At 68.2% G+C, this 15,397-nt stretch carries 4 protein-coding genes; all 4 read right to left on the bottom strand.

What is annotated here, in order from left to right; genetic code table 11:
* Positions 1-3,896 (bottom strand): amino acid adenylation domain-containing protein (locus AC1RQF_RS08725; RefSeq protein ID WP_492871807.1); only part of this gene is annotated, 3,896 nt, incomplete at its 3' end.
* A complete protein-coding gene (locus tag AC1RQF_RS08730; RefSeq protein ID WP_492871808.1) occupies positions 3,893-6,454 on the bottom strand; it encodes a non-ribosomal peptide synthetase in 2,562 nt (853 codons plus the stop codon). The genes AC1RQF_RS08730 and AC1RQF_RS08725, both read right to left, overlap by 4 nt.
* 37 nt (positions 6,455-6,491) lie before the next feature.
* Positions 6,492-7,454 carry a TauD/TfdA family dioxygenase gene (locus tag AC1RQF_RS08735; RefSeq protein ID WP_273996210.1) on the bottom strand — a complete coding sequence of 321 codons (963 nt, stop codon included), beginning with the start codon at positions 7,452-7,454 and terminating at the stop codon, positions 6,492-6,494.
* A 16-nt stretch (positions 7,455-7,470) separates the two neighbouring features.
* Positions 7,471-15,393, bottom strand: a complete 7,923-nt coding sequence (locus AC1RQF_RS08740) for an amino acid adenylation domain-containing protein (RefSeq protein WP_492871809.1) — start codon at positions 15,391-15,393, stop codon at positions 7,471-7,473.
* Positions 15,394-15,397 lie beyond the last annotated feature (4 nt).

A 15,397-nucleotide genomic window follows, 5' to 3' on the forward strand; every position in this document is an offset into this window, starting at 1 on the left:
CGCTGCTGCTCGCGCCAGTACGACAGCTGCTGTTCCAGCCGCGCGCCGCTGAGCCACTCGCGCTGCCACTGCGCGTAGTCCGCGTACTGCACCGGCAACGCCGGCAGCCCGCTGTCGCGCCCCGCTCGCGCAGCCTCGTAGTGCGCCGCCAGCTCGTCGACCAGCACCGACATCGACCAGCCGTCCGCGATCGCGTGATGCAGCGTCATGATCAGCACCGCGTGGGCATCGTCGCACTGGATCACGCAGGTTCGCCACAACGGTCCCTTCGCAAGATCGAAGCCTCGACCCGACTCCTGTCCGGCCAGCTCCCGCCAGCGCTGCCCGGCAGCCGCTTCGCCGCGCGAACGCCAGTCCTCGAAGGTCCACGGCAGCGGCTGCGCGCCGCGCGCCAGCACGTCCTGCCAGACGCCGGATTCATCCTGTTCGCCGCCGATCAGCACGGTCCGCAGGATCTCGTGCCGGTCCTGCAGCCGCTGCAACCCTTCCCGCAGCGCCCCGCTGTCCAGCTCGCCATGCAGGTGCACCGTCACGCTGATGTTGTAGAACGCGCTGCCCGGCTCCAGCCGGTCCAGGAACCACAACCGCTGCTGACCCCACGACGCCTCCCAGCGGCCCGCCTCCCCGCCCCGCCGGCGCAGCGCAGGCGCATCCGCCCGCCCAGCCGCTCCCGCCACGCACTCGGCCAGCGCGTCCAGCCGCGGATGCTCGAACAGCGTCTTGAGCGCCATCTCCACGCCCAGCCGCTCCCGCAGCCGCGCCAGCACCTGAGTCGCCAGCAGCGAATGACCGCCCAGTTCGAAGAAATCGTCCGTCGCGCCGATCTCCGCCCGGCCCAGCACCTCGCTCCAGATCTGCGCCACCGCATGCTGATGACGCCCGCGCAACGGCCGCCGATCCTCACCGCCCGCCTGCCATGCCTGCCCGCCCAGATCCTGCAACCGCCCCCGATCGACCTTGCCGTTCGCGTTCAGCGGCAGGCGCTCCAGCATCAGGTAACGCGCCGGCACCATGTAGCCCGGCAATCGTTCCGCCAGATGGCGTTGCAGCCGCACGCGCAGCGCCTCCGGCTCAACCGCCGTGCGCGGCGCGCAGCACGCAACCAGCCCCTGCGCGCCTCCCGAACCCGACGCCAGCACCACCGCCGCCGCCTGGAGTTCCGGGTGCGCCGCCAGCACGCTCTCGATCTCACCCAGCTCGATCCGGTGCCCGCGCAACTTGATCTGCCGATCCGCCCGCCCGATGTACTCCAGCTGCCCATCCCAACGGCTGCGCACCAGGTCGCCCGTTCGATACAGCCGCTGCCCCGCCTCGAACGGATCCGGCACGAACCGTTCCGCCGTCAGCCCCGCCTTCCCCAGATATCCTCGCGCCACGCCCCGGCCGCCCAGGTACAGCTCCCCCACCACCCCCTTCGACACCGGCTCCAGCCGCTCGTCCAGCACATGTGCCACCGTGCCCGGCAGCGGCCGGCCGATGCTCGGCTCCCCGGACGTGCCCTGGCCGACCTCGAACTCCGTCGAGAACGTCGTGTCCTCGGACGGACCATACAAATTGAATAGACGTGCGCGCGGCACACGCCCATGCGCCTCGTCGACAACGGCCCGCGTCAGCACCTCGCCCGCGACGTTCACGACGAGCAACGACGCCGGCAAGACATCGTCGCGCGCCAACGCCGCCAGCGCCGACGGCACCACCGTCATCATCGTAAGCCGGTTCCGCTGCGGTACGTTCACGAGGTCGAGCGCGTCCTGTGCGACCAACACCGTACCGCCGCCGGTGAGCGGCGCGAAGATCTCGAATACCGACAGATCGAAGCAGATCGACGTGCTCGCCAGCGCGAACGAGAACGCCTCCCGGCCATACCTGCGGTGCGCCCATTTGAGGAAGACGTCCAGACTACGATGCCGGATCGCCACGCCTTTCGGCCGTCCTGTCGATCCCGACGTGTAAATGACGTAGGCAGCGCCCTCCGGATGCGGCCCGCCGGGCATCCGCGCGGCCTCGCGGGCAAGCTCGTCCGGACAAAACGATGCCGCCTCCTCGTCGCAAGCCCAATACGCGTCGCCCAGGCAGATCGTCTGCGCCTCGACGTCGGGCAGACCAGCGCGCAGGTCTGCACTCGCGATCACGACGCCGACCCGGGTGTCTTCGAGAATGAACCGGGTGCGCTCGGCAGGATAGGCCGGATCGAGAGGGACGTACGCGCCGCCCGCACGCATCACGGCGAGCAGCGCGACGACGAGATCGACGCCGCGGTCGAGACACACGCCGACAAGCTGTTCCTGCCCGACGCCGAGATCGCTCAAGTGACGCGCCAAGCGCACCACGCGCCGCCAGAGCTGTGCATAGCTGAGCGTTTGCGAACCGGCGCACACCGCGATGCGGTCCGGAACGCTCGCAACAACCCGTTCGAACATCGCCATCGCACCTTCGAATGGCGCCTGCTCGACGACGGAATCGGTCACGCGCAACGCAAGGCTCGATGGATCGACGGAAAGAACACGCAGTTCTCCCACGCATGCGCGCGGATGCGCCAGCGCATCGTCGAGCAACGTGATGTATGCGCGCGCCATTTGATCGATGCTCCGGGAATCGAAAAGCCCGGTGTCATACTCGATGGCTCCGTGCAACCGTCCGGACTGCTCGACGAGGCCGAACAGCAGATCGTATTTGGCGCCAGCCATCGTGGCGACGGGCACCGGCTCCACGGTCGCCCGCGGAAAATCCAGCACGCCGTGGGGCGTGTTCTGCAGCGAGAATACAATTTGGAACAACGGCGCATGGCTCAGGCTGCGTTCGGGATTGAGCGCTTGAACGACCTTCGCGAACGGCACCGCCTGATACTCGAGCGCCTGGGTCGACAACCGGGCAACGTGATCCAGCAATGCGGCGAAAGTCATCTCCGGCGTCAATCGGCAACGCATCGTCACCATGTTCACGAAGAAGCCGATCAGCGGCTCGACGGCGCTCGCGCCGCGGTTGGCGACAGGCGTCCCGACGCACAGATCGCGGTCGTGGCTGAAACGGTGCAGCAACGCGAAAAAGGCGGCCAACAGCACCGAGAACGGCGCCGTGGCATGCTCCCGGGCCGTCGCCTGCACGCGTTCGTAGAGCGAAGGAGCGATCTCGAATGGGTGAACCCCGCCGCGCTCGCCTCGCGACGCGCGCCGCGGCCGGTCGGTCGGCAGATTGCATACGGGCGGCGCCCCCTTCAACACCTCCCGCCAATGGTCGAGCGCACGCGATTCGAACGCGCTCCCATCCTGATCCCGCTGCCATTCGGCATAGTCGGCATACTGAATCGCCAGCGGCTGCGGCGCGGGCATCTGCGCACCGCACTCGCGGCCATACTGATCGGTCGCCTCGCGTGCGAACACGCCGATCGACCAGCCGTCGGCCACGATGTGATGAACATTGATGATCAGCACATGTTCGCTGGCCGACTTGCGCAGCACCCGCCCATGCAGCAACGGACCGGTGGACAGGTCGAAGCGTCGCGTACTCTCGGCGCGCAGTGCGTCGTCGAGTGCGTCGTCGGGCCGGTCGAGTTCGCCGAGATCGACAAATTCGGCGGAAAACGAGCCCGCCGACGCGACCTGATACGGTCGCCCGTCGATCGACATGAAATGCGTACGTAGAATCGCATGGCGCGCGACGACGGTCGTGATCGCACGATCCCACGCATGACGATCGAAGTCCCCACAAATACGGACTGCGAAAATCAGGTTGTATTCCCCGCGCTCTTCGAGTTGGCTGAGAAACCAGAGCCGTTCCTGCGCCCACGACAGACGGCGCGGCCGGGTCGTCTCCCCCGCGACGATGCCGGCCTCGATCTGCGCCACGCGCCGGCGACGCAACTCGGCCAGGACCTCCTGACGGGCAGCGTCGCTCATGCCCCGGGCACCTCGTTCAGCGCACGACCGGACGCCGTCGGCAACCCGTCCGCCATGCCGACGGCCGCACCCAGCGCCGTCAAGACCTCCGGTGCCGCGCCGTCGAGCAGCCGGCGCTCGATCATGTTCGCGCAGCCGGCAATGCTGCCGCTTGCGAAAAACTCCGACAGGCTCACGTTGGTGCCGAACGATTCGTAGATCTTGACGATCATGCGCGCGGCTTGCAGCGAGTTGCCGCCCAGATCGAGGAAGTCTTCGTCCATGCCGATCGACTGATGGCCCAGCACCTCGCGCCAGATGCCGAGCAGATCGCGCTCGAATTCCGTGCGCGGTTCATTCACGGCGCTCCGCTCGGATCCATACGTCGCGAGGGCCGCGCGGTCGATCTTGCCATTGGCATCGGTCGGGAGTCGCGCGATGCTCACGATACGGCTCGGCAGCATGTATTCAGGCAAGGTCGCGCGCAACTGCTGCCGGACCGCGGCAAGATCGAGCGGCGCATCGCTCTCGACGAACGCATCGAGGACCGCCTGCCCGGCCCGGCCCGTACGCGCCACCAGCGCGGCGCCGCACACGCCGGGCAGTCGGGAAAGCGCCTGCTCGATCTCGGCGGGATCGATGCGCGCGCCGCCAACCTTGATCTCGCGATTGAGGCGACCGAGCAATTCGATCTCCCCTTCCAGATTGCGCAAGCCTCTGTCTCCGGAGCGGAACCGGCGCCGCCCAGGCCGGCTGCTGTCCGGAACGAAAGCTTGGGCGGTCAAGCCCGGCTGCCCGAGGTAGCCGCGCGCAACCCCCGCCCCGCCAATATAGATTTCCCCGGCCACCCCCGGCGGACACTCGATCGACGCGTCGTCGAGCAGCACCCGCGCCTGAACGCCGTCGAGCGGCTTGCCGACTGTCGCCGGCGCTCCTTCGACCGCCGCCCATGCGCACGCGTCGACCGTGGTCTCCGTCGGCCCATAGTGATTGTGAAGCGCGTAGCCTTTCCGCAGCAGCGTGTCCTGAAGCGCCGGCGGCAACCGGTCGCCGCCTGTGATGACCGTGCGCAGACTGTGCACCCGCGGCGCCTCGGCCAACAGCGACCAGAGCAACTGCGGCGTCGCGTTGAGTAGATTGATGTCGCGCTCGACGAGGAATCCGTGAGCATCGGCCCGGAGGTCCTCGACGTTCGCGAGGTACAGGCAGCCGCCGTGCAGCAGCGTCGCGAACACCTGCTCCACGCTGGGATCAAAACCCAGCTCCGTCAACTGGAGCACGTTCGGATGAAGCGCGGACGGATAGCGGCGATTGAACCAATCGCACAAATTGAGCACCCCTGCGTGCGTGCAGGCCACCCCCTTGGGCTGGCCGGTCGAGCCGGAGGTGTAAGCAACATACGCAAGTGCCTCGCCGCCCGCCGGCTCGCGCCCGAGGTCGGTTCCGGCGTGCTTGCGCGCCAGATAGTCGATGTCCTCGAACAGGATCACGAGTCTCGAACCTCGGGCTGCATCGTCCGACAGGGCGTCGTAACCCACCGTCTCGACCAGCGAGGACGGGGCGATCACCGCCCGGGCGTCGCTGTGCGCGAGAATTTCCTGCAGGCGCTGCGCAGGAATGCGCGCATTCAGGCTCACGTAAGCTCCCCCCGCCTTCAGCACGCCGAGCATCGCGACGATCGACCAGACCTGCTTCTCGCCGCCGATCACGACGCGCCCCTCCGGCCCCAGGCCATTCGCGCGGAGGTAGACGGCCAGGCCGTCGGAGAGGCGGTCGACTTCCGCGTAGCTCAGCCGCTTCGTCTGGTCCACGACGGCCGGCGCATCCGGAGAAAGCGCCGCTTGCTCGCGAAATGCCGCGGCCAAATGACGATGCCGAGGCGCGGGAAAATCGGAACCGGGCACCGCATCCGCGTCCGCGTCGCCGCACGCGATCTCCACCTCGCGCAACGCGGCGCCAGGCGCATCGAGCACCGCCTCGATCGTCGCGCGCCAGAATTCGAGGAATGCCTGTTGATAAGGCTCGGCGTCCGACAGGCACGGCGACGACAGCGTCAGTCGCAACGCATCCCCATGCAGTTCGAGGCCGAACGCGTAGCGGGCGCCCATCGACATGCCGACGACGCCGCCTGTCGTATCGACGGTGAGCGCCGCGTCCATTGCCGCCAGTGAATCCTGCGGATCCGTGACGGCGCGCATGCCCCGGACCAGCTGCCGCCGGGTTTGCGCGAAGAGCTCGCGCAGGCTCGCCGTCCCGACGATGTCCAGCCGCACGGGCAGGCCCCGCAGACCCGCCGAGTCGGCAACGAAGGCGCCCAGCGACAGGTCCGCGCAAACGGCATAGCGCATCAACGCCGTCCCCAGCGTGCAGAGACCCAGCGTCAACCCTGCCGCGCCGGCGTCGCCGGACAGCGCGGCCCGGAATCGTTGCGCGGTCGCGGGGGAACAGGCGAGTCCGACGGTGGACGCGCCTGGCGCATCATGCGTCCGGGCGTCGAAGAGCCGGCTCGGCAGGAGATTGAGCGCCGGCGCCTCGGATGCCTGGCGGGATACCACGTCAGCGTTGGAATGGTCGGTCATTTTCGTCTCCTGCTTTCCGGATCGTTGAATCTGCCATTTAGATCGAGCGGGGCGTACGCGTCGCCATCGCGACGAGGATCCGCCGCATGCCGGAGAACGGCTTCCGGCCGTGAGCGGCAAGCAGGTTGTCGACCAGCATCACATCTCCCTGCCGCCACGCAAAGCGCACTTCGCATTCGCTCATGACGAGGCGCACCGCGTCGAGGAAAGCGTCGGGAATCGGTTCTCCATTCCCGAACAGCGTGTCGTAGGGCAGATTGCTCACCTGCTCCGCATTACCGGCCAGCACCGCGCGAAGCGGCGCGGGCATATTGGAGCTGTGAAAGATGTGCGCCTGGTTGAACCACACCTTCTCGCCCGTCAGCGGATGCCGCTCAACGGCATCGCGACGGCGAGTGGTCACCAGCCGGCCGTCGTCCAGCCACCGGGACTCGATGCCGGCGGAGCGGCAATACTCGTCCACCTCGGCCGGCGTCTGCGCATTGAAGACGGTCCGCCAGTCGAGCAGGTCGCCTCGCGTGTTGAATACGCGCCGGTACAGGAGCCCGAGGGACTCGAACGCATCCCGGACCGGCGACGGCAGTTGCCGATAGATCCGCCGGCTGTCTCCAATCGGCGTCTCGCCGCCCTGCTCCGCCGCCTGGGCGCAGTAGAACCACACGTAATCGGGCCAGCTCGCGCAGTGCGACATCTCGTTATGCAACGCGATCGTCTCGTCCGGCGGGAATTCGGTCGACGTAAAGACGCTGGGAGCGATCTTGCGGCGCGGCGTCGGCGCTTCGTATGCCTCCAGCAGATCGGGCGTCAGGTGCTCCACCGTCTCGCGAAAACGCGCCACGCAATCGACGCCCATGCCGCGCAACAGGATTGCGCCATGCTGGCGCAGCCTGGCGGCCAACCGTTCGCGGTGACGCGCAAGCCAATCGTTCAAGCAGGCGACCGGTTCGTCCGCTTCGAAAACATACGGCGATTCAGCGCCGGGCAGCACGTATTCGCGCATGCCTTGTTCCAAGACATCAGACATCGAGTTCCTCGTCGGTCAACAGTGCAAGATCGCTCAGGCTCATCTGCTCGGCTTCATCCTGAACAGTCACCTGAACCGGAAAGTCGATCGGGCGGCCGCGCGCCGCGTCGACGAGCGAGGCGATGTCGGCAAGACGCGGCGCCTCGAACACGCTGCGCATCGGCAGCGCCACCTCGAACACGACCTTTGCCTTCGCGAGCGCCTGCGCCGCGAGCAGCGAATGGCCGCCCAGATCGAAAAACGAGTCCCACCGGCCGACCCGCTCGATGCCGAGCACCTCGCGCCAGATCGCCGCCAGCCGCTCCTCGGTCGGGCCGCTCGGCGCATCGAAGCGCGTCGCGAGCGGCCCGGCCACCGGCAGCGCGAGCCGGTCGACCTTGCCGTTGGCCGTCATCGGCAAACGGTCGATGAACACGATGTGCGAAGGCATCATGTACATCGGCAGCACCCGCCGCAGACGCTCCTTGAGCGCCGCCGATGCGTCGTTCTCGCGGTCTTCCCCGTCGTTTTCCCAACCCTCTTCCCCACACGCCGGCCCCGAGCCGGCAACGTATGCCACGAGGCGCCGATCGCCCGGCTGATCTTCCCGCACGATCGCCACCACGCGCGCGCCCGGCAATTCGGCCCGGATCGCAACTTCGACTTCGCCCAGCTCGATGCGGAATCCGCGCAGCTTGACCTGGTGGTCGCGCCGGCCGAGGAACTCGATGCCGCCGTCGGCCAGGCGGCGCCCCATGTCCCCGGAGCGGAACATACGCGCCCCGGCGATTCCCGAGAACGGGTCGGGCACGAAGCGCTCGGCGGTATGCGCAGGCCGGTTCAGGTAGGCTCTCGCCACGGCCCGGCCAGCAATGCAGATCTCGCCTTGCGCGCCGACCGGCGCCGGCTGCAGCGCTTCTCCCAGCACGTACAGCCGGGTGTTGTCGATTGCCGGTCCGAGCGGCATGGCGCCGCGCTCGACGTCGGCCTCGGTACAGGCATGCGCGCTGGCGTCGCCGACCTCGGACGACCCGTAGCAGTCGATCAGGTCGACCTGCGGCAAGCGCCTGAGAACCTGTCGCGCCAGGTCGGCCGGCATCGCCTCGCCGCTGCTGATGATCGCCTTCAATGTCTTGAGCCGGTGCGGCGCGTCCTCGGGTCGCAACATTTCTCTCAGCAACGACGGAACCAGAACGATGCCGTCGATCCGCTCGCGCGCCATGAAATCCGCCAACGCGAGCGGATCGACGGCCGTTGCGTCCGGCGCGATGCACAGCGTGGCGCCGCACGACAGCGGGCTCAGCATCTCGGTGATCGAGTCGATGAAGCTGATTACCGTCTTCTGCACGAAGCGCATCTGCTCGAACGCCGGATACGCGCCTGCCATCCATGCCAGCCGGTTCGCGAGATTCTGTTGATCGATCACGACGCCCTTGGGCCGCCCCGTCGATCCCGACGTGTAGACGATCACGGCCGCCTGGACCGGATCCGGCCGGGGCAATTCGCCGACGGCCGGCTGCGCATCGTTCCACGCGGCGCGATCCACATCCCATACCGGGCAACCGAGCGGCGGCAGCCGCGTCAGCAGCCGGTGCGACGCGAGCACCAGCGCGGGCCGCGCCTCGTCGACGATGAACCGCAGGCGCGCATCCGGATGATTCGGGTCCAGCGGCAGATAAGCCGCGCCCGCCTTGAGGATCGCCAGCAGGGACACGACGAGCGGTCCGGCCAGTTCCTGGCACACCGCGACGACACATTCCGCGCCGACACCGCGATCGCGCAACGCGTGTGCGAGCCGGGTCGCCTCGTCGTCCAGCGCGCGGTACGTGTAGCGGCGCCCGTCATGTTCGAGCGCGATGCGATCGGGCGCACGCCGCGCCCACGCTTCGAACAGTGCCTGCGCAGTCCGCGCACCGTGCGCCGCCGCGCGGGTGATCGGCCGGCCTGCTTCGAGCGTCAGCGCGCGCTCGTCGGGCGGAACGAAATCCAGCGAGGCGACGGCGGCCTGCGGTCGGTCGACCATGCTTCGCAGCACGAGCCGGAAGTGCTCGACCATCCGCTCGATCGTCGCCGGATCGAACAAACCCAGGTCGTATTCAAACCAGCCGTCGAGCCGCCCGTCGACTTCCGTCAACTCGAGCGTCAGATCGAATTTCGCTGTGCCGTGCTCGACCATCAGCGGCTTGAAATGCAGCCCCGTGGTCCGCATGGTGCCCATCGGCGCGTGGTGCAGAACGAAAAACACCTGGAAGATCGGTGAATGCGCAAGGCTGCGAACCGGATTGATCTGCTCGACGACCCGCTCGAACGGCACATCCTGATTCGCATAGGCCTCGAATGCGAAATCGCGGACGCGGCGGATCGTGTCGGATGCCGACTCGGCCGGATCGACCTGGGTGCGAATGACGAGGTTGTTGACGAAGAAGCCGATCAGGTCCCGCACCTGGGTCCAGCTGCGATTGGCGACAGGCGTGCCGATGCAGATATCCCGCTGCCCGCTGTAGGCATGAAGAAGCAGATTGAGCGCGCTGATCAGCACGACGAACACCGTGGTGTTCGATTCGCGCCCGATCTGATGCAGCGCGGCGGCGAGCTCCGCATCGATGCTGAAATGCGCCCGTGCGCCGCGATGGGCCTGCACCGGCGGGCGGGGTCGATCCGTCGGCAGCGCGAGCAGCGCCGGCGCGCCCGTGAGCGCGCGCGTCCAGAATTCCAGTTGCGGCCGCACCACGTCATCGCCGAGCCAGCGCTGCTGATGCTCCGCGTAGTCGGCGTATTGGATTGGCAACGGCGGAAGCGAAGGTTCGCGCTCCGCTACGAAATCGGCATAGAGCGCTTCCATTTCCCTCGAGAACACGCCGATCGACCAGCCGTCCGACGCGATGTGATGCATCGTCACGAGCGCGACGTGCAGGCGCGGCGACAGCCGCAACAGACGCGCCCTGAAAAGCGGCCCTTGCGTCAGGTCGAACGGAACGCGGGTTTCGCGTTCGGCCTGCCGGAGGGCTTCGCGCTGAGCGTCGTGGAGCGGCAGATGCGACAGGTCCTGCACCGACATGAGCGACGCCGGCGCAGCCAGCACTTCCTGCGCCGGCTCCCCGTCGATTTCCACGAAGCGCGATCGCAGCGCAGCGTGCCGGGCGACCACGGCGTCGAAGGTTCTGCCCAGCGCATCGACATCGAGTTCGCCCTCGACGCTCAACGCCGCCGGAATGTTGTAAAGCGAGTCGCCCGGGCTGACCTGCTCCAGGAACCACAACCGCAACTGCGAATACGACAACGGACGCGGCCCGGCCGGCACACCTGCGGCGGCGACCGGAATGCCTGCATCGGCGGGGCGAATCTTGCCCATGATCTTCCGCGCGGTCGGCGACGAGAAGATATCCTGGGGCGACAGCTCGAAACCGGTTTGCTCCTTCACATCCGCAGCGATCTCGATACATGAGATCGAGTCGGCGCCACGGTTGAAAATGTTGTCGTCGAACTCGAGCGCCGGGTCATTCAGCGTGGTCCGCAAGATCGCCAGGATCAGGTCGATCGACACGGCATTCGGCGCGCCCGCGCTCGCGTCGGGGGCGGCTTCGTCTGGTGCGGCGACCTCGGCAGGCGCTTGCGGCCTGCCGGATGCCGGCACAGCGTCCAGTTCGGGAGCCCAGTAGCGCTCGCGCTGGAATGCGTAACCCGGGAGGACGACCCGCCGCGCCCCCGCATGCGTAAACAAACGCTCCCATGCCAGCGTGCAACCGCGTACGTACAGCGCGCCAAGCAGCGCATGGAGACCTTCCGCGCCCGCATCGCCGTTCCAGTGGACGCGCTCGCCGCGCCGATCCGGCTCGACCGCCGGCGTACCGAGCTCGACGATCAATTGCGGCGCGTCCTCTCCGTGGCTCGACGATTCCGGTTGTTCCAGGCCGGCTGCTTCGATGTCGCCGGGTTCGAGCAGCCAGCGCGCGCCGACCCACGGCACCTGAGCTGCCGCGAGGCGAACCGATGCGGCCGAGCGCCCCCCCGACGCGAGCATGACCGCGTCGTCGAGCTCGAGGCACCCGCTCGCCGCCGCCGCGGCAAGCTGGCCGCGCCCGGCGCCGGTCACGGCGGCCACCGGGAGCCCCAATTCCCGGAGCAGACAGTAGAGCGCGTATTGGTGGCGCAGGACGTCCAGCCGTTCCCCCGACGCTGCCGCGTCCGCGATGTCTCGCGAACCGTCCGGCGTCGGCGTGGCGTCGAACGCCCTCACGTGCCGTGCGTAGGCATCGATGCCGTTCGCCGCCATCGACGCCGCGGCGCGGCGACAGCCCTCGGAACGCCAGTCGCCGAACGCCAGCACGATGCGCGGCGCAACAGCGCCTGCCCCGCCCTCGCCGACGGCCAGCTTCGCAACCTCCGCCTGCAACTGCGCGACATCCCGGACGACAAACGCGGCACGACGGGCATGATGGACGCGTCCCGTCGCCAGTGTGAAGCAGATCGATTCGAGGTCCAGCGTGGATCCGGCCAACGCCTCGGCAAGCGCGCGCGCGCCCTCGCGCAGGCTGCGCTCGTCCGGCGCGGATACCACGGCGAGATGCGGCGAGGCGCACCGGTCTGGCGCGTCGCCGGCCTCCGGCCCGGCCTCGGGCTCGGCTACGATCACATGGCAGCTGGTTCCCCCGAATCCGAACGAGCTGACCCCTGCCACACGCCGCCGCCCGCCATCCCACGCCGCCGGCGATCGTGCGATCCGCAGCCGGGAGCCGTTCAGGTCGATGCGCGCGTTCAAGTTGGCGAAGTTCGCCTGCGGAGGAATCGAGCGGTGCTCGAGCATGCACAGCACCTTGATGATGCCCGCGATACCGGCGGCCGCCTCCAGATGACCAATCGCGGCCTTCACCGAGCCGATCCAGCAATCCGGCGCCGGCCCCGCCCCGTCCAGCGTAGCCCGCAACGCCTCGACCTCGATCGGATCGCCAAGCGCCGTGCCCGTGCCATGCGCCTCGATATAGGAGACGGCGCCGGGCGACACCCCGGCGTCGCTCAACGCGGCGCGCAGCACGGCCTGCTGGGCGAGCCCGCTCGGGGCGGTCATGCCGTTGGTCCTGCCATCCTGCTGGACCGCCGATCCCAGCAAGACGGCCAGGATGTTGTCCCGGCGCGCACGCGCATCGGACTGCCGTCGAATGACGACGACCCCGCACCCTTCGCCGCGCACGTAGCCGTTGGCGCGGGCATCGAACGTGTGGCAGCGGGCGTCGGTGGACATCATGCCGGCTTCGCTCAGCACTTCGGTCAAATTCGGGTTCAACAGCATGTTGACGCCCGCGACGATCGCGAGGTCGCATTCGCCGTCGCGCAACGAGCGCATCGCGAGATGCAGCGCGACCAGCGACGATGAACACGCGGTGTCGACGGCCAGGCTCGGGCCGCGCAGGTCCAGCAAATAAGACAGCCGATTCGCAATGATGCTGCCCGTCGCGCCCGTCGCGCAGTAGCGATGGCGGGCTTCCCGCGCCATCAGCATCTGGCCGTAGTCGCCCGTCGAAACGCCGACGAATACGCCGGTGCGGCTGCCGCGCAGCGCCTCGGCCGACTGACCGGATCGTTCCAGCGCTTCCCACGCCGTCTCGAGAAAGAGGCGTTGTTGCGGATCCATGTATTGCGCCTCGATCGGACTGATGCCGAAGAATCTCGCATCGAATCGGTCGATCCCGTCGACATAGCCGGCATGCGCGCGTTGTCCCGACGACATCCAGGGACGATGATCAGAGGGCGCCGCGATCGCATCCTCCCCGCTCGCCAGCATCGGCCACAGCCGATCCGTGCTCGACACGCCAGGCAGGCGGCACGCATAGCCGACGATCGCCGCCGGTTCGCGCCAAGCCGACGATCGCGGCGGCGGCGCGCCATGACCCTCCGCCGCCACGATGCCCCGCGCGAGAAAGCGCGCCAATGCGCGAGGCGTCGGATGATTCCACCAGCTGCTTACCGGCACGTCCCGTCCTGCGAACCGCGACAGCGCATCGCTCAGAGAAGCGAGACGCAGCGAATCGATCGCATGCTGCGCGAACGGCTGGTCGGGATCGACCGCTTCGAACGGGAATCCGCTCAACTCGCCGAGCCGCGTCCGAATCCAGCCAAGCAATTCGGCCTCGACCGGCGCCGCGACGGCCGGTCCGCTCGCGGCAGCGCCGTCATGACCGGGCGCCGCCGGGCCGTACACCGGTTCCGACGATGCCGCGGGCATCCGCCAGTGATGAACCGCGCGGAGCGTCGCGGCCTGCAATTGCGACCGGGTCAGCTTGCGCTGCACTTTCCCGCTGGAGGTGCGCGGCAGGGTGCCGCCACGGATGAGCACCACGTGCACCGGGCCGACATCGCACTGCTCGACGACGGCGGAGCAGATGCTCCTCACCACCTGCTCCGGCTCGAAGCCGTCGCGATTCACCTCCGCCACGACGGCCACCTCGTCTGCGCCGTCCCCGCCATCCATCAGGAAGACCGCCGCACCGTCCACCCGAAGCGCGGCATGGGCTTCCGTGACCGCGTTCTCGACGTCCTGGGGAAAGATGTTCCGGCCTCGCACGATCAGCATGTCATCGAGGCGGCCGCTGATGACGAGGTCGCCGTCGACCAGCGCACCCATGTCGCCGGTACGCATCCAGTGCCGGCCGTCTCCGTCGGTCATCGTGGCTTCGAAGCGCTCGCGCGTGGCTGCCGGATTGTTCCAGTATCCGGCGGTGATGCCGGGACCGTGGAGCCACACCTCGCCGACCTGCCGGTCGCCAAGCGCCCGCTTCGCGTCCGGATCGACAATGGCGACCTGCATGGCTTGCACATGGGAGCCGCAGCAAACCAGAGTCTGCTCCGTCCCGTCGACCAGCCGGAAGTCCTGCTCAATCGCGTGCTTGTCGACGTGCAGGAGGCGCGGCCGGGCATCGGGGCGCGACAGCGTCACGACCAGCGTCGCCTCGGCCAGGCCATATCCCGGCGCCATCGTCTCGGGCCGGAAACCGCATACCGCAAAACGCTCGATGAACCGCCGCATCGTCGCAGGACGAATCGGCTCGGCCGCGTTGAGGGCGGTACGCCATCTGCTCAAATCGAGTGAGGCCAGCTCGGCGTCGGAAATGCCGCGGATGCAACGCTCGAACGCGAAGTTCGGCGCGGACGACCAGGTCGCGGAGAACCGGGAGATCGCATCCAGCCAGCGTAGCGGTCGTCGCATGAAGACCGAGGGCGGCATCAGCACGCCGTGGAAGCCGCCATACAGCGGCTGCAGCATGCCAAACAGCAGCCCCATGTCGTGAAACAGCGGCAACCAGGATACCGAGGCGTCGTGGGGTTGCGGCCCCCGCGCCATCGCGGTCGCGAACGCGTTTTGCACCAGGTTGGCATGCGTGACCATCACCCCCTTGGGCTTGCCGGTGGAGCCCGACGTATATTGCAGCAGCGCCAGGTCCGCGCCGCTCACCGTCGACGCGACGTGCGCCTTTGCAGCATGAGCGGCGGCCTCCTCGAGGGCGGGCACGAGAACCACGTCGCGCGCGGCAAGCGCGGCGAGCGCGTCGCGCGCCGCGGCATGCCCGGTATCGAGCGCCTCCACCAGGGCGACGCGCGGCGCGCAATCGTCGAGGATCGCCAGCAAGCGATCCAGCTGGCGCCGGTGGGTCGGCGGAAACAGCGGAACGGCGACGACTCCCGCATAAAGCGCCCCGAAGAACGCCGTCAGATAATCGCGCCCTGTCGGCAGCAGGATCAACGCACGGTCGCCCACCGCGCAATGGCGCCTCAGCGTGTCGGCCATCGCGAGCGCACGGCGATGGAGATCCCGGAACGTCAGCGCATCGCCGATCTCCCCGTCTTCCTGCAGGAACGTGAATGCAGTCGCGTTCGCACGGACGCGCGCGTGACTGTGCAGGACATCGACGATCGTCCGCTCGTCGCCCATCAGGTTGCTCATGGAA

The organism is Burkholderia sp. GW821-FHT14F03 (genome assembly GCF_058803765.1).

Coding starts and splice junctions, on each gene's coding strand:
- AC1RQF_RS08735 (WP_273996210.1), bottom strand. CDS start 7,454: ATGCGCGAATACGTGCTGCCCGGCGCTGAATCGCCGTATGTTTTCGAA.
- AC1RQF_RS08730 (WP_492871808.1), bottom strand. CDS start 6,454: ATGACCGACCATTCCAACGCTGACGTGGTATCCCGCCAGGCATCCGAG.
- AC1RQF_RS08740 (WP_492871809.1), bottom strand. CDS start 15,393: ATGAGCAACCTGATGGGCGACGAGCGGACGATCGTCGATGTCCTGCAC.